This is a genomic window from Alkalicoccus halolimnae (genome assembly GCF_008014775.2).
Lineage (GTDB): Bacteria > Bacillota > Bacilli > Bacillales > Salisediminibacteriaceae > Alkalicoccus > Alkalicoccus halolimnae.
In genome coordinates, this window is the sequence record NZ_CP144914.1 from 220,906 (window position 1) to 241,359 (window position 20,454).

Annotated in this window: 19 protein-coding genes; 15 read left to right on the top strand and 4 right to left on the bottom strand. The window is 47.8% G+C overall.

Annotated elements, in window-relative coordinates; all coding sequences use genetic code 11:
* Positions 1-441 precede the first annotated feature (441 nt).
* Together FTX54_RS01080 and FTX54_RS01085 are read left to right on the top strand one after the other, a co-directional pair.
* Positions 442-804, top strand: coding sequence for a class I SAM-dependent methyltransferase (locus FTX54_RS01080; protein ID WP_281285257.1), 363 nt, complete (start codon positions 442-444; stop codon positions 802-804).
* Between the two features lie 51 nt (positions 805-855).
* Positions 856-1,662 carry a hypothetical protein gene (locus FTX54_RS01085; RefSeq protein WP_147804523.1) on the top strand — a complete coding sequence of 269 codons (807 nt, stop codon included), beginning with the start codon at positions 856-858 and terminating at the stop codon, positions 1,660-1,662.
* Positions 1,663-1,748: 86 nt separating this feature from the next.
* Here FTX54_RS01085 and FTX54_RS01090 read toward each other — a convergent pair whose 3' ends face one another.
* Entirely contained in the window at positions 1,749-4,091 is a 2,343-nt protein-coding gene (locus FTX54_RS01090) for an ABC transporter permease (RefSeq protein ID WP_147804522.1), read from the bottom strand.
* A 10-nt stretch (positions 4,092-4,101) separates the two neighbouring features.
* Positions 4,102-4,800: an ABC transporter ATP-binding protein gene (locus tag FTX54_RS01095; protein ID WP_147804521.1), complete on the bottom strand. Its 699-nt coding sequence runs from the start codon at positions 4,798-4,800 to the stop codon at positions 4,102-4,104.
* A gap of 639 nt (positions 4,801-5,439) precedes the next feature.
* On the opposite strand from FTX54_RS01095, the gene aroQ reads away from it, so the two are divergent.
* The 10 genes from aroQ (at position 5,440) to FTX54_RS01145 (ending at position 13,645) form a co-directional block, all read left to right on the top strand.
* Complete coding sequence (gene aroQ / locus FTX54_RS01100; RefSeq protein WP_147804520.1) at positions 5,440-5,877, top strand: type II 3-dehydroquinate dehydratase; 438 nt, start codon at positions 5,440-5,442, stop codon at positions 5,875-5,877.
* Positions 5,878-5,907: 30 nt separating this feature from the next.
* The gene (locus FTX54_RS01105; RefSeq protein ID WP_147804519.1) at positions 5,908-6,438 is read left to right on the top strand and encodes a shikimate kinase; all 531 of its coding nucleotides are present in this window, start codon (positions 5,908-5,910) and stop codon (positions 6,436-6,438) included.
* A gap of 85 nt (positions 6,439-6,523) precedes the next feature.
* On the top strand, positions 6,524-6,709 hold the full coding sequence (locus FTX54_RS01110) for a CsbD family protein (protein ID WP_147804518.1): 186 nt from the start codon (positions 6,524-6,526) through the stop codon (positions 6,707-6,709).
* Positions 6,710-6,889: 180 nt separating this feature from the next.
* On the top strand, positions 6,890-7,423 hold the full coding sequence (locus FTX54_RS01115) for a macro domain-containing protein (RefSeq protein WP_147804517.1): 534 nt from the start codon (positions 6,890-6,892) through the stop codon (positions 7,421-7,423).
* A 92-nt stretch (positions 7,424-7,515) separates the two neighbouring features.
* Positions 7,516-8,643: a sensor histidine kinase gene (locus tag FTX54_RS01120; RefSeq protein ID WP_147804516.1), complete on the top strand. Its 1,128-nt coding sequence runs from the start codon at positions 7,516-7,518 to the stop codon at positions 8,641-8,643.
* Positions 8,640-9,287: a response regulator transcription factor gene (locus tag FTX54_RS01125; RefSeq protein WP_147804515.1), complete on the top strand. Its 648-nt coding sequence runs from the start codon at positions 8,640-8,642 to the stop codon at positions 9,285-9,287. The genes FTX54_RS01120 and FTX54_RS01125 overlap by 4 nt, the downstream gene beginning before the upstream one ends.
* Positions 9,288-9,419: 132 nt before the next feature.
* Positions 9,420-10,352, top strand: a complete 933-nt coding sequence (locus tag FTX54_RS01130) for an ABC transporter ATP-binding protein (protein ID WP_147804514.1) — start codon at positions 9,420-9,422, stop codon at positions 10,350-10,352.
* A 13-nt stretch (positions 10,353-10,365) separates the two neighbouring features.
* The gene (locus FTX54_RS01135) at positions 10,366-11,616 is read left to right on the top strand and encodes an ABC transporter permease (RefSeq protein WP_147804513.1); all 1,251 of its coding nucleotides are present in this window, start codon (positions 10,366-10,368) and stop codon (positions 11,614-11,616) included.
* On the top strand, positions 11,617-12,705 hold the full coding sequence (locus tag FTX54_RS01140; protein WP_147804512.1) for an ABC transporter permease: 1,089 nt from the start codon (positions 11,617-11,619) through the stop codon (positions 12,703-12,705).
* A 79-nt stretch (positions 12,706-12,784) separates the two neighbouring features.
* Positions 12,785-13,645, top strand: a complete 861-nt coding sequence (locus tag FTX54_RS01145) for an alpha/beta fold hydrolase (RefSeq protein ID WP_147804632.1) — start codon at positions 12,785-12,787, stop codon at positions 13,643-13,645.
* Between the two features lie 526 nt (positions 13,646-14,171).
* Here the strand turns inward: FTX54_RS01145 and FTX54_RS01150 are convergent.
* On the bottom strand, positions 14,172-15,296 hold the full coding sequence (locus FTX54_RS01150; protein ID WP_147805360.1) for an IS110 family transposase: 1,125 nt from the start codon (positions 15,294-15,296) through the stop codon (positions 14,172-14,174).
* A 105-nt stretch (positions 15,297-15,401) separates the two neighbouring features.
* Positions 15,402-15,713: a hypothetical protein gene (locus FTX54_RS01155; protein ID WP_338485214.1), complete on the bottom strand. Its 312-nt coding sequence runs from the start codon at positions 15,711-15,713 to the stop codon at positions 15,402-15,404.
* A 715-nt stretch (positions 15,714-16,428) separates the two neighbouring features.
* Here FTX54_RS01155 and FTX54_RS01160 point away from each other — a divergent pair.
* From FTX54_RS01160 to FTX54_RS01170, 3 genes are all read left to right on the top strand, one after another.
* Positions 16,429-17,865, top strand: coding sequence for a cell wall-binding repeat-containing protein (locus FTX54_RS01160; protein ID WP_338485216.1), 1,437 nt, complete (start codon positions 16,429-16,431; stop codon positions 17,863-17,865).
* 485 nt (positions 17,866-18,350) lie between these two features.
* On the top strand, positions 18,351-19,046 hold the full coding sequence (locus tag FTX54_RS01165) for a response regulator transcription factor (RefSeq protein WP_147805321.1): 696 nt from the start codon (positions 18,351-18,353) through the stop codon (positions 19,044-19,046).
* Positions 19,043-20,434 (top strand): sensor histidine kinase, encoded by a 1,392-nt coding sequence (locus FTX54_RS01170; RefSeq protein ID WP_187254689.1) that lies wholly within the window; start codon positions 19,043-19,045, stop codon positions 20,432-20,434. The genes FTX54_RS01165 and FTX54_RS01170 overlap by 4 nt, the downstream gene beginning before the upstream one ends.
* Positions 20,435-20,454: the final 20 nt, after the last annotated feature.

The window sequence follows — 20,454 nt, forward strand, 5'->3', positions numbered from 1 at the left end:
AACGGGCCTGAATGGGCGGTAATTCATCGTTCCAGCACCCGAATTCATCATTCACCTTTCAGCCGGTAAAAAAGCCATTTAACTGTAATAATGAGGATTACTTTCTATCGAATAGAGGAAAAGTAAACTACTATATAGTCTTCGGCCGCCTGCTTTTGAAAAAATGCGGAGGGGGGTGAGGGGATACAGAAACAGCTGCTGCATCAGTTTTTCAAGCGGCTTGATCCGGAAATTTCCTTTAACATTGTCTATTGGAACCACACTCGGAAAAAGTATGGGAAAGGCACCCCGGCTTTTACGCTGATGTTTACTGAATAGATCGCTGCTGGATGTTTCGTAATAGAGCCGAGCATCACGTTCGGCGAAGCGTATATGGATGGAAAGATCATGAAAATTATCGAAAAGTTGTTAAAACCTTAAAAAGTCAGCCTGCTGCATACGATTACCCGCCGGAAAAAACAGCCGGTAGATCCGTGGATTCAAAAGTATATCTTTCCGGGAGGACATATTCCGTCTGTCCGTGAAATTATTTCGCTTTTCCCTGACTATGAGCTTTATCTGCAGGACGTGGAGAGTCTGCGTCTTCACTATGCAAAAACGCTTGACAGCTGGGCTTCACGCTTTGAAAAACATGTACCTGGGATCGAGCAGATGCACGACGAACGGTTTGTGAAAATGTGGCGGCTGTATCTCCAGTCCTCTGCGGCTTTTTTCCGGCTGGGAGGGCTGGATATTCACCAATTTGTGTTTACGAAAGGAGTAAATAACGAGCTTGAGTGTACGAGAAAGCACATATATAAATAAATGGACCTCCTCTGTTATCGTTATTAACTACAGGTGAAAAGGGTGGACAAAATGAAAATAATTCTGCTGGCTGCAGCCGTCGTCATTTTCTTGTTACCGGGATGTGGAGGGCAGGAAGCAGAAACGCTGGAAAAGGAGTATGATATCTCCGGGAAAAATCTCGGTTCCCTGAGTCAGGAAAACGTTATTACCGTTTTCGTTGAAGACAGCGAAGGGGGAGAAGAAATAAAAATGATCGACGTCAACGGACTGGACCGGAGAACGTATGAAGTGGAAGCCTATCAGCTGCTGCTTACTGAAAGGACGAGAGTTATTTCAAACGAAGGAGAAAAAGAAGTGAATCTGGGAGACAGCGGACTTGAGATGAACACAACCGCTTCTATACAGGTGAAGACGGAAGAAGAGTTCACCCGCGAAATTAGTTCTCGAAGGGATAATTATATTCTGTACGACCGCGACTTTCTGCCGGTGTATCATGCGGAAGAAATTCGGGTGGAACCCCTCGATATGGATCATTTTCATCATTTTGTGCTGAGTACGCTTCCCCCGGGCTACGGGAGCGGTTACCTCATTCTTTTTGTGGCGGACAGAGGCAGTGAAGAAGCGAAAAAATTCATGAAAAGGGAAGAAATGTCCGACGAAATAAAAAATTATAAGGAAAGTGACAGAAGAATCTGGGTTACTTTCTTCCCTGCTGAAGAGATGGAGCTGTTCGGGCAATCGGAAGAGTTTACGGAGTACCCCTATTATCTGATTTATAACGATGAACAGTTCCTCGCAAAGGAGCAGCAATGGGAGCAGGTTCTGGAATACTTCCGCTCCACTTATAACCAGGAGAGTTCCGGTGCCTCCCTGTGAAGTTTTCAGGAGCTGGCGCCCGGAACAGCTCCTTTTTTATTGTCCGAGTTTACATTGAGTATGGATTAAAGAGCGCATGAGGCTCCTTATTCATGGTATTTTTTCAGCACTTCCTGTAAAGGGATGCGGTTAATTTTCCGGCGGCTGAGGTAGGTGCTTATAAAGAAAATAAGCAGCAGTATGCCAAGCGTTATACCGAGGGATACGGGTTCAAACCGGAGAGGCAGAATGACCCCGTAACCGGCAAAAAAGGCGACCATCAGCCGGAGTATTAAAAGAGCGATCGGGATACTGATCAGGTAGGAAAGCAGTGCGTAGACAAAGTAACTGTTTAAAATCATGCCGTTGACTTCACGACGGTTGTAGCCCATGACTTTCAACAGGGAAATCGCGTAGTAGTTTTTTTCGACTGTGAAAGAAGTAAGGACAAATAAAATGCTGGCAGCTATAATGCCGGAACCGCCGACCATAATGTTTGTCATCAGATACATATAGCCTTCCAGCGACTCGTTCTGATCAATCAGTCCCTCTTTGCTGATAACCGCTGCAAAATCTGCATCTGGAGGGGAGGAAAGAGAATAAATACCGCTGTAAAGTTCAGCCGACTGTTCGTCCGTCAGAATAAGACTCAGCGTTTCCCGGGCAAAATAAACTTTGTCGGAAACATATTCCTCCGCCACTCCCCGGACAGTGACTTCCACCTCTTCCTGATCCATCCCAATCAGAATGGTATCTCCAATGTCGACTCCGAATTTCATGCGCATTGTTTCGGAAATGACAACGCCGTCTTCTATTTCCCGGGTAATATCGTTCCCGTTTTCGTCGTAAAGGTGGTGAAGGTCATTGCCAGGTTCCAGGCCTTGAAGAACTACGTTTTCCCCTTTAAAAGAGCCATACGGATATACGAGAAATTTCTCCGCGTCTTCCGGAATACCCGGTGCTTCACTTAAAGGGTCCAGATAGGCTTCATACTGATAGCCGGTTTTTTCCAGGTGTTCGGTCGTCAGGCGTTCCATCATGCCGTTCATCATAAAAGCAAAAAGAATGAGAATTGTCGCAAACATGATGCCGAGAAAAAAGATGAGAAAACTGCCTGTACTCCGCACAGCGTGGAGGTATTTAAATTTCACTGATCCCCGGGCACCACGGAGCATTCTGCTGACAAAACGGGTGAGGAAATTGATGGAATGGCTTTCTTTCGGATTAAGCAGTTCCAGCGGCTGTTCTCCGAGGATACGGGAAATAATCAGGGCGGAAACAGCTGCAAAGAAAAAGAAAGGGACAAGAATCGCCGCAGAAAAGACTTCCAGCTGCTGGGCAATAGGTACTTCCGGAAGCAGATAAAATTCCAGATACAGATTTTTCAGCGGTTCAGCAGAAAGAAAACCGAAAATGTACCCGAGTACGAGCATAAAAAAAGCAAGAAGCATCAGGGAGAGATAATAAGGAAGAGCGATTTTTGTCCGGCTGTACCCGAGTGCTTTCAATATGCCGATCTGACCTCTTTCTGCCTGCAGGAGGTTATGCATCATCAAGGAAACGATAATAACAGCAATGGAAGCAATAAAGATGCTCAGGCCAAGAGCCATGATTTTACCGCTGGATAGCTCGTCATAAATGGCTCCGCTACGGAAGTTCGTCTCGGTATCAATGATCTGGACTACGAAATCCGTATCTCCGCTTTCATAGGTGAGAGCTGTTTCGGCGTTCGTCCAGATGCCTGCCAGGCGGAACTCTTCATCTTCGCTCAATGCTTCGTAGGTTTCGTCGGTGAAAAGAAAAAGCGTCTGCATGCCGGTATCCAGTGTGAAACTGTCGTCGAACATCGGCAGTGTGTAATCGGGAAAGAGAACAAATCCTGTGATCGTATAGTCTTCTCCGTGCAGAGTAAAAGAATCACCAATATCGAGTCCGTTTTTATCGGCGTAAATTTTTGTGAGAGCGATGTGATTTTCCTCTTCCGGTTTCCGGCCCTCCTGAATAAAGGAGCGGTTAATCGTTTCAGAATCCTTGAGCGCCATTGCTTTATGGCCGGCACCAGGATCGTCAAAATGGATTTCTTTTATCTCCCGGAGCTCCAGGCGGGTTCCATCGTTTTCCTCCTCGAACGCTTCGATTCTCTCTTCCATCAGCTCGTAGAAAAAAGCGTCGTCAGCCTGCTTCATGTGATGAAGCGTAAACAGTCCCTCTTCGGAAAAGGCAGCGTCTTCGGATGTCTGGATTTCTCTTTCGGTCAGCTGATTCATCATTTCCACAGCGAAATCTTCCTGGTTATACTCCTCCAGAAACGTTTCTGTCGGTTCTTCAATGCCGCTGATACCGTAAAACATCATAGTGTAAATAAAGGAGCTGAGAATAATAATGATACTGATGGCTGTGAGCTGCATCCACTTTTTTGACAGGGTCCTCCGCACATTTTTCAGAAGCATGCTCCCACTCCTAACCCCAGCGGATATCCTGGGCATCTTTTTTCACAGCGTTATGACGCAGGTCGGTAATTTCCCCGGAGTTCATCTTAATTACTTTGTCCGCCATTTCCGAAATACCGGTATTGTGAGTAATAACGACGACCGTTTTTTTATAGTCTTCATTCAGTTCCTGAAGCAGTCGCAGCACCTTTTTTGAGTTTGCTTCATCAAGAGATCCTGTTGGTTCATCGCAGAAAATAATATCCGGATTTTTGGCGAGACTCCGGGCGACGGAAACACGGAGCTGTTCCCCGCCGGAAAGCTGATGAGGGTATTTGTCCCGAGCTTCCCTGAGGCCTACTTTTCCGAGAAGTTCGTCCACATCCAGGGGAGCGCTGCCGATGTCGGCACCGATCTGTACATTTTCGTAAGCCGTCAAATTCTGCAGCAGGTTGTACTGCTGAAAAATAAAACCAAGATGTTCCCGACGGAAGACTGTCATCTGATCAGTTGAGAGACGGGTGAGTTCCTTATCCCGGAAGTAAATTGTGCCGCTGCTCACAGAGTCCAGGCCGCTGATGACGTTAAGCAGTGTACTTTTGCCGCTTCCGCTCGGACCGAGAATAACGACAAATTCCCCTTCTTCAATCGTTACGCTCACGTGCCTTAAGGCATGGGTTTCCACTTCACCGCTTTTGTACACTTTACCAACATCAGTCATGGTGATCATACCGGTCCCTCCCTCAACGAAAAAATGAAAAGGCATCTGCTTTTATTATAGCCGAAGTGATGAATAAAAAGGGATGAAAATACCAAAAAAAGTAAGATTATAAACTGAATTTGTTATAGCTTTTCTTTTCTATGAACAGCGCTGTTAATGTTCGTTGTTAATTGTTATTAAGAAGCTTCACTGCAAAGGACCTTGCATGAAGGAAATAACCGGGTGGACTTTCGTTCGGCGGGATCTTCCTACCTCCTTCCTCACGGGCCAGTTTTCGATTCATTTTTGTAAACGATAGAAAAAGAGGTATGCTTTTTATGAAAGAAGTTTCTATGATTTTAGAAACGAAAGCCAAGCCGATTTTTCGAGACGTCATCGGAAATGAAGAAAGCTTGAAGATTTTCCCGGACGTAAGGAGAGACAGGTAAAGTCTTTCTCCGCAGCAAGTGAAGAAAAAAGCTGCAAAAGCACTGAAATAGAGCAATTGACTTTAGCTTTGGCTTTTTATTAAATTGACGGGAGAAAGGACAAAACTATATACTTTCAATACAGTTTCCTGCAAAAGGACAGTAATCATAAGTATTGTGCGCCTGACGGGGGCTGCGAGGCCATAATATAGCTCAAAACTGCATAAGAAGGAGTGAAAGCATGAAAAAAATAGTGGTGCTTCAAGGCGTTAACCTTAACATGTTCGGAAAACGCGACCCTGAAATCTATGGCACGGTGACGCTTGACGAAATTAACAGCAGGCTGCAAGAGACAGGAGCAGATCTGAATATGAATATAGAAACGTTTCAAACAAACAGTGAGGGAGAGATGGTGGAACGTATTCACAAGGGATTCACAGACAAAGTGGATGGAGTGATCATTAATGCCGGAGCATGGACTCATTACAGCTACGCGATCCGTGATGCTCTGGATATTCTGGAAGTACCTTTCGTCGAAGTGCATTTATCGAATATTCATGCAAGAGATGCATTCCGGCATAAATCAGTATTTGCCGATATCGCCCAGGGGCAGATAAGCGGCTTTGGAATAGAGAGCTACACACTTGGACTGAAGGCGCTGCAGCCGCTCATGAAGTAAAACAGCTGCAGCAGAGAAAGGAAGGTTTTGATGGAAAATAAACATATCGCAGGAGAAAAAAACCTGATACTGATAGGCTTTATGGGCGTTGGAAAAACAACTATAGGAGAAGAAACAGCAAGAAAACTCGGACGTCCTTTTATCGATATCGATAAGGAAATAGAAGTGGCTTTTGGGATGCCGATTACGCAGATATTTAAAGAACATGGAGAAAAAGCATTTCGCAGCAAAGAAAAAGAACTCATCAAATATTATATTGAAGAAAATGGGAAAATTCTTTCCATGGGAGGGGGAGCGTTTCTTCGTGAAGATATAAGGCAGCTCTGCTTAAACACCTCTACTGTCATCTTTCTCGATACGTCCTGGGAGGTATGGGAGAAGAGAATGCACACTCTTATTGATACACGGCCGATCCTGCAGAAACTCAGTGTCCCCGAAATCAAAGATCTTTTTTATGAAAGAAAAGAGATTTACAGCTCCCATCACCTTCGTGTCGATACCGATAAACTCACCCCGCCGCAGACAGCGGACTATATCATTGAGGTATTGAAGCTGCAGTAGAGAGGGGAAGGTTTGCCATTTACATAAACCGGGAATTCCACCTACTAAACAGTATTATTTGAATAATGAAAGGAGGTTTTCTCTAATGGCAGGAGGAAAGGAAGATAAAGCAAAAGGCATGGGTGAAAAAGCAAAAGGTGTTGCCAAGGAAAAGACGGGAGAAGCGACAAATAACGAAAAAATGAAGCGTGAAGGAAAGAGCGAAAAAACAAAAGGCAAAGCGAAGGAAAAAACAGGCGATGTGAAGGAAAACCTTAAGAAAGACAACTAATACGAGAGAGCCGCACGTATTTCAGGAGATAGTCCCACTGCTTTGCGGACTATCTTCTTTTTTATAGTTTGCGAATGGGCAGGTTCAAAAACCGTTCTGCAAAGGTATGACTCTAAGCGGAAAAACCATCCTTGACTAATAGACGAATAAATTAATAAAACGTATAAGGAAGGTGAAATCATGCAGTGGGAAGTGAACGGTAAAACATTGGAAGTGGCTCATGGAGACATCGCTGCTCAGCATGATATAGCCGCAGTTGTTAACGCGGCGAACGCTGAACTGCTTACCGGGGGAGGCGTGGCCGGAGCGCTCCACCGGGCTGCCGGGCCGGAACTGGCAGCTGCCGGAGACAAGTACGCTCCGATTTCTCCTGGAGAAGCGGTCATTACCCCGGCATTCAAACTGCCCAATGACGGTGTGATTCACTGTCTCGGACCGGTCTACGGGAGGGATAAGCCGGAAGATGATCTTTTACGAAGCTGCTACGAACAAGCGCTTGATCTGGCAGAAAAAGAAAAGTTGAGCAGCATCGCTTTTCCTGCCTTATCAGCCGGAGCTTTCGGCTATCCGTTCGAAGAAGCGCTCGATGTCGCTGTACCGGCAGTATTGGGGAAACTGACCGGTCTCAAAAATGTCGATGTGGTTCGTTTTGTGTTGTTCAGCAAGAAGGAAGCAGAGCTTTATGAAGATTATATCAATAGAAAATTAGCTTAGAAGCGACGGCTCCCACGGGGGCTGTCTTTTTTTAATTTCGTGTAGGTTCTATTTCCTATTTTCGTTATAATGAAAGAAAAGGGGGACGGGTTATGGGACGTTATATTGCTGAGACGGGCGTTCTTCTGCTGCTTTGGCTGCTTCTTCTGACTCAGATCACAGCAATTCCGGCAGCGGAACCACTTTTTTATACAGGAGCGGCCGGATTCTGGCTCGTTTATTTTTCCCTCCCTCTTTGGAAACGAAAGAGCTTTGCCGTTTCTCTCATGACCACTTTCTATGCAGGGGTTCACGTACTTTTTTTTCAGGAGGAAGGGCTCACCGGTTTTCTTCTATACCCGGCGCTGCTTTTTTTAGGAGCGTCGGAAATGGGTAGAGACCGCTGGGTGCTTCCGGTTCTGACTGGAGCCGGTCTCGTACCGGTGATGTTTCTGAATGACGGCAGTCAGGGAGCGGCGCTTGTTTATCTTCTAAGCCTGTGCTCACTCGGTTTTGCGCTGTATTTATGGACCAGGGAAAAAGCAGTGAACCTTCATATGCAGGAAAAAACAGCGGAAGCACTGCGGCAGTACAGGCAGATGAAGCGGCAGCTTTTTGATCAGGACACAGAAGTACGCCAGGAGGAAAGAGTGCGCATCGCAAGAGATATACATGACGCTGTCGGACATCAGCTTACTTCGCTTGTTATGCAGCTCGAAATGATGGAGCGAAGCACAGCGGATGCTGATCTGGAAAAACCGATCCGGGAAGCGAAGCAGTCGGCCCGCAGTGCGCTGAACGATACGCGTGAGGCCGTCCGTCAGTTCCGATCGGAAGAACTGCCCGGAGGGATGAATGCCGTATTGTATCTGCTGAGAAAGCTGGAGCGAGAATCGCACATGACGGTGCATCTGGAAACGAGAGAAGGGATTCTTTCTGCTCCGCTCACGAATGAACAGAACGTACTTATTTATCGTTTTATCCAGGAAGGAATGACGAATGCGATGCGTCACGCCCGCACGCGGGAAGTGTGGATTATGCTGAGTCTCCTTGCCGGACGGGAGGTTCATATGAAAATGGAAAACCGGCTCCATGAAAGAACAGCGGAAACAGAAGGGTCAGGCCTGCTCGGGCTCCGGGAAAGATTCCAGGCGCTCGAAGGAAGTTTCCGGTCAGAGGCAGGGACAGCCGCATTTATCATTGAAGGAAAGTTTCCGCTTAAAAAGGAGGAACTGCAATGAGGCCTTACCGCGTTCTGCTTGCAGAGGATCAGACGATCGTCCGCCAGGGATTGAAAATGATGATGGAGGAAGCAGGTACCTTCCGGGTCGTCGAGGAAGCTGCGGACGGAAGAGAGGCGGTGAAAGCAGCGCACCCGCATGCTGTCGATCTCGTTGTACTGGATATTCGAATGCCGGTTATGACGGGACTCGAAGCAGCCAGAGACATTCTGAAAAACTATCCGGATCTCCCTGTGTTGATGCTGACGACGTTTGATGACGATGAATATGCGCTCGAAGCACTCTCCTACGGGGCAAAAGGCTACATGCTGAAAGATGCCGATGCATCGAGACTGCTGCTTGCTATGACAAAGGCAGTGGAAGGCGGGATCAGTCTCGATGAAGGGGTGGCCGGCCGCATCGTACCGAAACTGATGGGGGAGAGACCTGTTCGGGGGCCGGATGAAAACGAGATCCCGCTGACAAAAAGAGAGGTGTCTATTGCAGCACTCATCGGTGAAGGAAAGAGCAACCAGGAAATTGCAGCCGAACTGTTTTTATCGGTGGGAACCGTGAAAAATCATATATCCGTCATTCTCGATAAGCTGGAGCTGAGAGACCGGACCCAGCTTGCGATCTATGCTTTGAAAAATCGTCTCGTATAAAATGCGGGGCGTTTTTTTGAAATCATGACGCAGGTCATACTTTTTCCAATGAAAAGATGACCCGGGCTACATCCACAGCAGAGTGTTTTGTTTCATACTACAGGTAACAGATAACAGGGGAGGATGCGGGCGATGATTGAAGCGGTAAATCTCAGTAAATCATTTAAAAATCACGAAGCCGTGAAAGGAGTTCACTTCTTTATCGAGCAGGGGGAGATTGTCGGCCTGCTTGGACCAAACGGAGCGGGTAAATCAACAGCGATTTCAATGATTTCGAGCCTGGTGAAGCCGACAGAGGGAGAAGTAACCATCAACAATATCTCCGTCACGAAAAATCCGGGCAGTATCCGCCGGTTTCTGGGAGTGGTCCCGCAGGAGATTGCGGTATTTCAGGATCTCACCGCCCGGGAGAATCTGAAATTTTTTGGGCGCGCCTACAGGCTGAAAGGAAAAACGCTCAAGAAAAGAATTACCGAAGTGCTGGAGATAGTCGGATTGACCGACCGCGCGGATGATCTCGTTAAAAATTATTCGGGCGGGATGAAACGGCGTATCAATATTGCTGTAGCCCTGCTGCATCATCCGCAGATTCTGATTATGGATGAACCGACCGTCGGAATCGATCCTCAGTCGAGAAGTTATATTCTGGAGACCGTACGCCGCCTGAACCGGGAAGAAAACATGACGATTATTTACACGAGCCACTACATGGAAGAAGTGGAGTATCTGTGTGACCGGGTCTACATTATGGATCACGGAGAAATCATTGCCAGCGGCAGACAGGCAGAACTGCAGGCGATTCTGACTCAGGAAAACACTATCGTTGTCCAGTTCAGCCGCGTTGCGAACGGCATTCTTGACCGTCTTCAGGCTCACCCGCTTGTTTCAAGCGTCACCCATCAGGGAGCGGCCGTCACGCTGATTGCCAAAAAAGACACGGAAGTTCTCGGAGATATCTTTGTAATTGCCCAGGAAGCCGGGGTTCAACTGCAGTCGGTGGAAGTGAAATCTCCCACACTGGAGGACGTTTTCCTGCATCTGACCGGACGTACGCTTCGGAACTAAGGAGGAGAGAGCGATGTTTTGGATGATGATCAAGAAAGATATAATCCAGCTGAAAAGAGACCGCAATGAACTGCTCGTTCTTCTGCTTATGCCGATCGTATTGATTACTATTCTGGGACTCGCTCTTCAGGGGCTGCAGAACCCCGGAGCAGGAAGCGTGCTGGAGATCGAGGCGGCGATCGTCGATTCGGAAACGACAGAAGAAGCGCTCGACTCGTTTGCTGAACAGCTTGAAAACGAAGGTTACCCGGAAGAAGCAGCGGAGGAACTGCTTTCGCAGGCCCGGGAAATTTCTCTGCCGGACCGGTTTCAGGATATGCTTGCTTCCGAGGCGCTGAACGAAATGGTGACGGTGACGACTTATAACAGCCAGCAGAATCTTCAGAGTGGGTATGACGGTGTCTGGACGTTCCCGGAAGATTTCCGGACAGCTTCTTGGTCGCATATGCTTCTCGGAGAAAGTGTGGAAAACGTTCCGGATCTCGAGCTGCAGGTAAGAGGGGACTCCGGGATGAGAGCCGGGGTTATGGAAGATATCACGGCTTCCTTTATCGACCAGGTGAATATCCGAAAAGAAACAGCTGCTGCACCGGAAGAAGCGGCTGCGGAAGAGGAAGCTGCATTTTTAGAGCCGCGGGAGATAGAAGGACGGACGATGATCACCTCTTTTGACTACTATACTGCCGGCATTGCCGTGATGTTTGTTCTTTATACCGCGGTGTTTATCGCTTCTTCTGCGTTTACGGAAAAAGAAACACACGTGTTTGACCGGGTGCTGACTGCGAATGTACCAACATTTCTCTACGTGCTGAGTAAAGGAACAGCGGGGATGCTGCTTGCGTTTATCCAGATGGGACTCATTTTCCTGTTTGCGAGGCTGGCGTTTGGCGTCGTATTTCCGGATATTTTCCTCACGGTGCTGATTATGACTGCGATGAGCGCTGCCGTAGGTGGTTTCTCCACGATTCTGACCACCTTGAATTACCGGCTGAACAATACGCATCTCACCAATCTTTTCAGTTCTGCGGCGGTAACGCTCATGGCATTTGCAGGCGGGAGTTTCTTTAATGTCAGCCAGCTTTCCGATACGTTTACCGCGTTCGGGCGGCTCCTTCCAAACGGAGCTGCGATGCAGAGCCTGCTTGCTGTAATGGGAGGCGGCAGCGGGGAACTCATAAGAAATAACCTGCTGATTATCCTTCTGTTCACCGGGGGTCTTCTTGCAGCAGCGGCGCTGTTGTTTCCGAAAAGGGGGGCGAGATAAATGAGAGCTGTACTGTATCAATACGGAAGATTGATGAAGCGTCATCCGCTTTCGTTTCTGGGTTCCCTGGCTTTGACGATTTTGTTTGCTGCTGTCCTTGGAAGCGGGGGCTCCTCCCAGCTTGAAGTACCTGTTTATACGGAAGATATGACGCCGCAGAAACTGACAGACCGTGCAGCTCTTTTTTCCGAAGAACTGGAGAATTTCACACTTACAGTAAAAGATGAGGAAGCGGTCGAGCAGCAGCTGCGGACAAACAACCCGCCTTATGCACTTCTTTTAAATGAACATACATTTTCGATGCTGGAAATGTACGAAGCTCCGGAAGTGGCGGCTTTAGAAGCTTCGCTAATACAGCTGTATGCAAAAGAGCAGCTTTTATCCCGGGGGGCGGAGGCTGCAGGGGAAGAAGAAGCGGTGTTTGCCGGCCGGGTGCAGGAAGAGGGGCTCGGATTTCAGGTGACATCAGGTGAGGAAGATGCTGCTTTTCAGTATGATCCCGCCCTGCATCCGCTGTTTGGGTTCAGCCTCTTTTTCGTCATTTATTCCATTTCAATAAGCCTCAGTACAATCGTACGTCAGCGCCAGGAAGGAACTTGGGACCGGATTATTTTGTCGCCGCTGTCGAAGGTCCAGCTCTACGCAGGGCATCTTCTCTTTGCCTTCTGCTTCGGCATGGGGCAGCTTTTGATCATTTTTCTGTTGTTCCGGTTTTTGTTCCAGGTGGATTTTCACGGGGGATTTATTCCAGCACTGCTGGTGCTCGTTCCCTACGTGCTTGCAGTCGTATCACTCGGAGTGCTTCTGAGCGGCCTTGTCCGAACCTACAGACAGCTCGACGCAGTAATTCCACTTGTCTCTGTCAGTATCGCCATGCTCGGTGGAGCTTTCTGGCCGCTTGAAATCGTCACTTCAGAAATTCTCCAGCAGGCTGCCGGATTCGTCCCGCTGAAGCACGGCATGGATCTGCTGATTGGCGTGACCTACGGCGCCGTTCCTCTTTCCTCTACGATGCTGTCTGTTTCGATTCTGCTTTTGATGAGCGTTATTTTCATCGGACTCGGCCTGAATCTGATGGAACGCCGTTAGAAAAGAAAACCAGGACGGTTATTTCTTTAACAGGAAAGGGTAATGGAGAGGTAAAACGCAGGAAAGGAAGTAGACTATGCTGGAAAATGTAGAATTTCATTATGTAGAAACAAACGGAATCACCCTCCACACAGCTCAGGCTGGACCGGAAGACGGACCGCTCGCCATTCTGCTCCATGGATTTCCGGAATTCTGGTATGGATGGCGGCACCAGATTGAACCGCTGGCGGAAGCCGGATACCGGGTTATCGTCCCGGATCAGCGGGGCTATAACCTGAGCGATAAGCCACAAGGTGTGAAAAACTACGAGCTGAATCAGCTTCGCGATGATGTTACCGGCTTAATTGAAGCTTCCGGACGGGAAAAAGCAGTTATATTTGGTCACGACTGGGGAGGTGTCGTTGCGTGGTATCTGGCGGCAACGAAGCCGGAATTTGTAAAAAAGCTCCTCATCGTAAACGTTCCATACCTGGGAGCGGCCAGGAAAGCACTGCTTCGCTATCCGCCTCAGCTTTTGAAAAGCTCCTACATGCTGTTTTTTCAAATTCCGCGGCTGCCGGAAAAGATCTTTCGGACGAATGATTTTGAAGAAATGAAAAAAGGCATCGCCGCTTCCGGGAGGGAAGGGGCGTTCACAGAAGAAGATATGGAGCATTATAAGGAAGCGTGGTCGCAGGAAGGGGCGCTGACCGCGATGCTGAACTGGTACCGGGCCCTGCGTTATGCAAGGGTCAGTGAGGCAAAAATCAAGGTGCCGGTGCGGATAATCTGGGGAATAGGAGATTCCTTTCTTCATCCGGAGACAGCCAAAGCGAGTATCGATTTTTGTGAAAATGGAGAGCTGATCTTTGTCGGCCAGGCGACCCACTGGGTGAATCACGAGCAGCCGGCTATCGTTAATCAGCTGATCCATGAATTTGTGGTACCTAAATCTGAATAATACACACTAAAGCGGGCTGCCCCAATGCAGCCCGCTTCGTTTTTTACAAAAGCTCTGTTAAAGCTGTTGTTGATATATATAAGAAAACTTCGCTTCAACCCGGCAGGCCTGCCGTGGAGGAGTTTTCCAGCTTCCTGATATGAACGAAACTGTCAAGAGAAGAACTCCCTTTGCCATTGGTATTACATTTTGCCCGACTTAAAGAACCAAAGCCTTTCGGCTTCTTTTTCAAGTTTTCGTGTTCTTTCGGATCGCTTGAATTCCTCCTCTTTTCTTTCGGCGTGCCCGTAAAGGTAAGCACACGGCACGAAGGCAAAAATAGTGGCGACGGTTCGCACTCTGATATCCGTGGGTTCTCACATGGTCTCTTTCCGGATTAAGGACGTTTCCACTAACTCGGGACGTGCGTTCATCCGGTGAAGCCGGACTAGCACAGAGGAAGCACGTGGATGTTCCTTACCGGTCTTTCCCCTTTGCCTTCGAGCCCTGGGCTCATCTATCGGGTGTATTTCCGAGAAGAAACGCATTACATTTGGTCACTGGCGGGTGGCAACGGGTCGATTTCTCGAGAGATCGCCCAGATGAAACCAAGGAGTTCCCGAGCGACGGCAGTAACGGCTTTGTGACTTTCTTTTCCTTTGGAGAGCAAGCGGTAAAATTTTTTATGAAGCCGGTTTTGCGCTTTCCAGGAGATCAACTGCACTGCGGGAGAACTGCCAACTTGTCGCTTTTTCAAGTCTCCCTTGACCGCCGGGGAATAGCGGTAACTCCACCCTGCCTCCACCAACAAACGACGTATATGCCGATTGCCGGTTTTCGTAATGCCTCCCTGATTCCGCCGTTCTCCGCTCGAGTATTCGGAGGGGACGAGGCCAGCGTATGCCATCAATTGTCCGGGAGTGCGGAACCGATGAAAGGACCCAATTTCTGCGACAATTCCGATGGCTGTAATGAGTGCCACCCCTTTGAGGCATTGAAGTGCCTGAATCATGGAGGCGTGCACACCTTGGATCGACTGGGTATAGATTTCGTCTTCCAGCCGTTGCACGCGTAGTTCCATTTCCTTGAGCTGATGGTAATATTCCCGGAAAACGACCCGCAGGGTATCCTGAGAGAACTTCAGTGTATCTAACCACTCTCTGTATTTTTTCGTTTGGCGCTTTACGCCTTGCGGCGGTCGAAGCTCGTGGCGCAGGAGAAACTTGCTCAACCTTTGACGGGCCCGAAGTTCATCTTCTTTTGCATCTTCCCGGCAACGCACCAGATCGCGCAGTGCTTCATCTGCTTCCGTCGGCACGTAAATCGAGGTTAACTCTCCGGCACGATACAGCTGTGCGAGCCGAAGCGCATCCCGACGATCTGTTTTCACCCGCTCACCCGGTCGTTGGGGAATGAGAGAGGGGGCGATAATGTCACAAGAGATACCGAGAGAGAGTAGCAGCCGATACAATGGATAGCCCGTAGGACCGGCTTCATAACAGACACGCAGACGATCCGATGGACCGAGTTTACGCATCAACTTTCGAACATTTTCTACCGTATGCGGGATGGTGCCCCAAAAGCGAGGAGCATCTCGACCTGCATCGGCGATCGCAACAGCAATCGTGTTCTTGGAGACGTCCAGACCAACAAATTTTGTGGTATCATTCATGATAAGCTGGCTCCTTTCGTAATGTAGCTCTGATGGGATAAGAGGTTCTTACAGATCTCTATACCCGATTAACCTACGTATTTACGGATAGGGTGCCAGTTTCGTTCATGATAACTCGGGCTGCGCCCTGCGGGATCTTCCAATCTCCTTCTTCCACTGGCGTCCGCCGGTTTCCGCTTCGTTTTGATTTTCCAATACAGAAAGCCCACTGGTTGAATCAAGAAGATACAAAAGTAGAAACCAGTGCCAAGACGATTTTTCAAGACGCCTGCGGAAAAAGAAAGCGGGAAGATCCTCCCGGACGACAGGGAAGCCGCATGCTTTCTCTGCGGCAGGCGGAGGATCCGCAGGCCCTTCAAAAACAATACGGAGCTTTAACAGAGACACCCATCCAAATATTTTTGCACCATGAAGCATGAAAATGCCCTTTTACAAGAATGGAATTTCCCACTATAAAGGTGGTATGAATGATTTTCAAGAAAGGATTTTCTTTGTTGGATGGCAGTTACTTCTCTATCATTTTTACCGGAGGCTGGAGTGGACAAGGGGCGACTCCGGGGCGAATAAGGCCGAGCTGAAGATCCATTCCTACCGAGCGCAGGGAGGAAGGGATTAGCTGAGGCCGGCCCTGCGCCCCCATGGAAACGAAAGCGACCATTCATTGCTTATCTGTTTTATTTTCAAGGTAGCCTTTACATAAAAATTACTTTTTAAATAAGTCCCATAAGCTGAAGGAAGTTTTTTTGTAAACTTTATTATAAGCCGATTTTTTTGGGTTTTTCACCAGACCCATTCCTTTTTTGCCGTAGCCGGGAGAGAAGGATTTTTTTACGGCTCTTTTTGCACGCCCGGTTGTCCGGGCTTTAAATGATTTTTTTATACTCGGTTTTCGGAAACCGAACTTCATAGAAAAACCTCCTGAAATAAAGTGTGCTTTCTTTTGAACATGGGCGGTTGAAGTCAGGCGTTCTATAAACAATTTCTGGTTAACAGAAACTCCCAGAAAAATACCACTTACATTTACTTCGACACACCATGTTTAAAACCTTTGAAAGAGAATACATAAATTCATCGTTTCTTCATATTTTCTTGATAGTGTAATAGTAGATCGTAAAGGAAAGGGGAAAGAAAAATGAAAAAGCGCACTACTACTCTTACAGGAACAGTTATTTTATCATCCGTACTTCTATTGGCAGCCTGCGGAGGCGGCGGAGAGCAGGATACTAACAATAATGCCGGAAGCAACGAAGAAGAAGCTTCAGGCAGTTCTGCTCCTATGAACAACGATAACATGCCGATGGACGACGAAGATATGCCGATGAATGATGAAGATGGTCATATGAACGACGAAGATATGCCGATGAATGATGAAGATGGTCATATGAACGACGAAGATATGCCGATGAACGATGAAAACGGTCATATGAATGACGAGGACTCTATGGGAGGCAATGACCGGGAATCCTTTGAAGAAGAAGCCGCACAGCTTCCAGAAGATTTTAATGAAAACGCCGATCAAAATCTGCAGACGACAAACACGAAAAACATCACACGATTGGATGCAGAAACACCCGAAGCTTTTTCGATAACAGCTTCCCAGACGATCTGGCCGGCGACTCATGAAGCTAATCAGCCGGGAACGATTATCCTTGCAGATCCCGAAGAGTGGCAGGAAACCCTCGCTGCACTGACGCTTGTACATCATCCCAATGACGGGCCGCTTCTGCTTATGGAAGATGGTTTGACAGAGGAATTAATGGCTGAAATTGAACGCCTTGCTCCTCTTGGAAACGACAATGGAGTGGAAATTCTTGCTGCTGCCACTTTATCAGAGGAGGACGAGGCACAACTGGAAGACTATAATGTGGAGCAGATCGAAGCAGAAGATCCGGCAGCTTTTGCCAAAGAAGTAGAAGATCGTTTTGCTGATACGATTGATGAGCGTCCGGATGGGGTGCTGATTGGTTCGATGAATGAGGAGCATCAGGCTTCTTCGATGATTGCGGGGAGCTGGATTGCCCACATGAATGAATCGCTGCTTTATGTCGATGAAAGTGTCCCGGAAGCAACTCAGGAAGCATTGGAAGAACGGGATGGAGAGGCAGAAATGTACATTCTGGGCAGTGAAGAAACAATTTCTGCCGAGGTGGAAGAAGAATTAGCGGAATTTGGGGATGTGCAGAGAATTGAAGGAGAATCACCAGCAGAACTGTCTATCAACTTTGCCTCCTATGAGGATGAAGAATTCGGCTGGGGTATCAACGAGCCTGGACATGGTCTTGTGTTTGCTTCCCCTGAAGAAGCCGAACTGGCTCTTGCCGGCGCACCGCTTGCCCATCTGGGTAAACATGCTCCTATGATATGGGTTGAAGGTGACGAACTGCAGCAGGAACACGCTGACTACCTGGCCAAACTGAAACCGCATTTTGAAGATGCTCCAATGGAAGGGCCTTATAACCATGGCTATATTCTTGGAGGAGAAGAAGTTATTTCTTTCCAGACTCAGGGAATAATTGATGATAAAATGGAAATACAGCCTTTAGGTGGAGGCGGACACGGGATGCATTAATCCTGCTTCTCCTGCAGCTGCCGTCATCGCTAAAAGCTTTGACGGCAGTTTTTTGATTTCTATTGTCAGTTCTTTTAGTATCTCGTGTTGTTTTAAAAGCGCCTTTCCTGACTTTCGGGAGAAGCTTCGAGCTTTCTTTTTCCGCAGGCGTCTTGAAAAATCGCCTTGGCACGGGTTTCTACCTTGGCACCTTCTTGATTCAACCAGCAGGCTTTCTGTATGGGAAAATTACAACGAAGCGGAAACCGGCGGGCGCCAGAGCAAGAAAGACGAGCGGTGGCTCCATCCCTCCCGACCGCAGGGAGGAAGGGATTAGCTGAGGCCGGCCCGCCTGGAAAGCGTCCCCATGGAAACGAAAACGGCTGATTACAGAAGTAGGGACTAATTATTAAGTTCAACATATAAAGATGTTTTATTTTCAAGACAGCATAATTTAAATAAACTGACTTCGAGAAAGAAATTCGTATAGGAAGGAGGGGGTCCCGATGGCTACGCAGATACTGGCAGTGGATGATGAAGAACAGATGCTGGACTTGATCGCAGCCTGCCTTCCGTCAGATATTTATCAGGTAACTGGAGAAAGCCGGCCGGAACAAGTGCTGGAAGTGATAAAGAATAAAAAATTCGATCTTATTCTTCTGGACATCATGATGCCGGAAATGAGCGGATGGGAACTTTTGAAGCACTTAAAGCTGCAGCAGTCTCAGCCGGTTATTATGCTCACGGCGCTTGGAGAAACAGAGCAAATTGTTTATGGACTCCAGGCTGGAGCGGATGATTATGTGACAAAGCCGTTTGAGCCTTCCGAACTGATGGCCCGTATTGAAGCCGTTCTGCGAAGATCGAAAACTGCTTCCTCATCTTCTTCCTTACTTCGTGCTGCAGGAATAGAAATTAATACAGAAACGAGAGAAGTTTTTGCTGAAGGAACCGCTGTTTCCTTGACTAAAAAGGAATTTGAAATTTTAGTTAAGCTTGTAAAGTCTCCGGGGCGTGTGTTTACGAGGGATCAGCTGCTCGACACCATTTCTGAATTTGGAGAGGCCCGCATGGACAGGAGTATAGATGCTCATATTAAAAATATCAGGGAAAAGATGAAAGAAGTGCAGGCAGACCATGAATTTATCGAAACGGTATGGGGGATCGGCTATCGTCTTCCTGCAGATGGGGAAAAATCATGAGAAGACTGCCGGTTCAAGCAGCTGTTCTTGTGTTTGGTACATTTTTAATTTTAATTGCTCTCATTAGTGTCAGCTTTTATTATTCTTCTCAGGCTTTTTATGAAAACCAACTGCTTACAGATATTGAAAGACGTCTGGAAGCCCATCGGGAAGTGCTTGAAGACTCTTATGACCCGGGAGTACTGGAACATGTGCGGGTTATGGAAGAAGGAGTGGAAGAATCTGAATACATTTTAGTTGGGGCGGATGGAAGGGTGCAGGACAGCACTCGAAATGTGAGTACGGCTGATACAGACAGATATCTTTCCTGGATTAGAGAAAGAATGAATACAGAAGATGGTTTTCTGGAGTTTGTCGAAAGTTCCCATCATTCTATTCCGCACGTCTTTGCGATAGAACCGGTCATGGGAGAGGGAGAACCCCGCGCTTATTTATTCGTGGAGGAGGCTACAAGCAGATTTGAATCGACCCGTGAGAATTTGTTTCTTCTTACGGCAGGCACGGCATTTTTAAGTATGCTGCTTGCCGGCCTTCTTGCTGTTCTTGCGACCTTTTTTATGACAAGACCGCTCATAAAACTTAGAAACGCAACCGAAAAAGTAGCTGAAGGAGATTTTGATACAGACGTATACAGCACCCGTCAGGATGAGATCGGAGAATTAAGCCGGAGTGTACAGGCGATGGCTAATCGTCTGAAAGAGTACCAGATGTCGAGGCAGATGCTGCTTTCCAACGTATCTCATGATCTGCGCACTCCTCTGACCTATGTAAAAGCTTATGCTGCCCTGTTGAAAGAGAGGCCTGATCTTCCACCGGATCAGCTTATAAAACAGGCTGGAGTGATCCATGGGGAAGCACTGCGGATGGAAAGGCTGGTAGAGGATTTGTTTCAGCTGACTAAAATGGATGAGGGCCATCTGGAGCTGTATACTACCCCGGAAAATATCAGTCAGACTCTTCGGGACCTTATTCCGGCTTATGAAATGATGGCCGAGCAGGAAGGTTGTATTTTCCTCCCTGTTATTCCTGCTTCAGAAACAAAGATTCCGCTCGACAGAGAAAGATTGGAACAGGCGCTTACAAATATCATTCGGAATGCCTTCCGCCACACTCCGCAGGGCAGCCGGGTCACTCTGGAACTGAAAGAGGACGAAAAAGATGTTATTATCTCCGTTACCGATCAGGGGAGTGGAGTACAGGAAGGAGAAGAAAAACAAATTTGGGAGCGTTTTTACCGTCCCGACCGGTCCAGAACGACGAAAGCTGGAGGAAGCGGACTTGGTCTCCCTATAGCGAAGCAGATCGTCGAAGCACATGGCGGGCGGGTGAATACAGGCAGGGGGAAAGAAGGGGCGGTGTTCTTTTTTATCTTTCCAAAAGAAAAGTAAATCCAAGCATAAGGGAAGGC

Coding starts and splice junctions, on each gene's coding strand:
- FTX54_RS01155 (WP_338485214.1), bottom strand. CDS start 15,713: ATGCTTCATGGTGCAAAAATATTTGGATGGGTGTCTCTGTTAAAGCTC.
- aroQ (WP_147804520.1), top strand. CDS start 5,440: ATGAAAAAAATAGTGGTGCTTCAAGGCGTTAACCTTAACATGTTCGGA.
- FTX54_RS01085 (WP_147804523.1), top strand. CDS start 856: ATGAAAATAATTCTGCTGGCTGCAGCCGTCGTCATTTTCTTGTTACCG.
- FTX54_RS01110 (WP_147804518.1), top strand. CDS start 6,524: ATGGCAGGAGGAAAGGAAGATAAAGCAAAAGGCATGGGTGAAAAAGCA.
- FTX54_RS01165 (WP_147805321.1), top strand. CDS start 18,351: ATGGCTACGCAGATACTGGCAGTGGATGATGAAGAACAGATGCTGGAC.
- FTX54_RS01140 (WP_147804512.1), top strand. CDS start 11,617: ATGAGAGCTGTACTGTATCAATACGGAAGATTGATGAAGCGTCATCCG.
- FTX54_RS01150 (WP_147805360.1), bottom strand. CDS start 15,296: ATGAATGATACCACAAAATTTGTTGGTCTGGACGTCTCCAAGAACACG.
- FTX54_RS01125 (WP_147804515.1), top strand. CDS start 8,640: ATGAGGCCTTACCGCGTTCTGCTTGCAGAGGATCAGACGATCGTCCGC.
- FTX54_RS01090 (WP_147804522.1), bottom strand. CDS start 4,091: ATGCTTCTGAAAAATGTGCGGAGGACCCTGTCAAAAAAGTGGATGCAG.
- FTX54_RS01135 (WP_147804513.1), top strand. CDS start 10,366: ATGTTTTGGATGATGATCAAGAAAGATATAATCCAGCTGAAAAGAGAC.
- FTX54_RS01095 (WP_147804521.1), bottom strand. CDS start 4,800: ATGATCACCATGACTGATGTTGGTAAAGTGTACAAAAGCGGTGAAGTG.
- FTX54_RS01170 (WP_187254689.1), top strand. CDS start 19,043: ATGAGAAGACTGCCGGTTCAAGCAGCTGTTCTTGTGTTTGGTACATTT.
- FTX54_RS01115 (WP_147804517.1), top strand. CDS start 6,890: ATGCAGTGGGAAGTGAACGGTAAAACATTGGAAGTGGCTCATGGAGAC.
- FTX54_RS01120 (WP_147804516.1), top strand. CDS start 7,516: ATGGGACGTTATATTGCTGAGACGGGCGTTCTTCTGCTGCTTTGGCTG.
- FTX54_RS01105 (WP_147804519.1), top strand. CDS start 5,908: ATGGAAAATAAACATATCGCAGGAGAAAAAAACCTGATACTGATAGGC.
- FTX54_RS01130 (WP_147804514.1), top strand. CDS start 9,420: ATGATTGAAGCGGTAAATCTCAGTAAATCATTTAAAAATCACGAAGCC.
- FTX54_RS01160 (WP_338485216.1), top strand. CDS start 16,429: ATGAAAAAGCGCACTACTACTCTTACAGGAACAGTTATTTTATCATCC.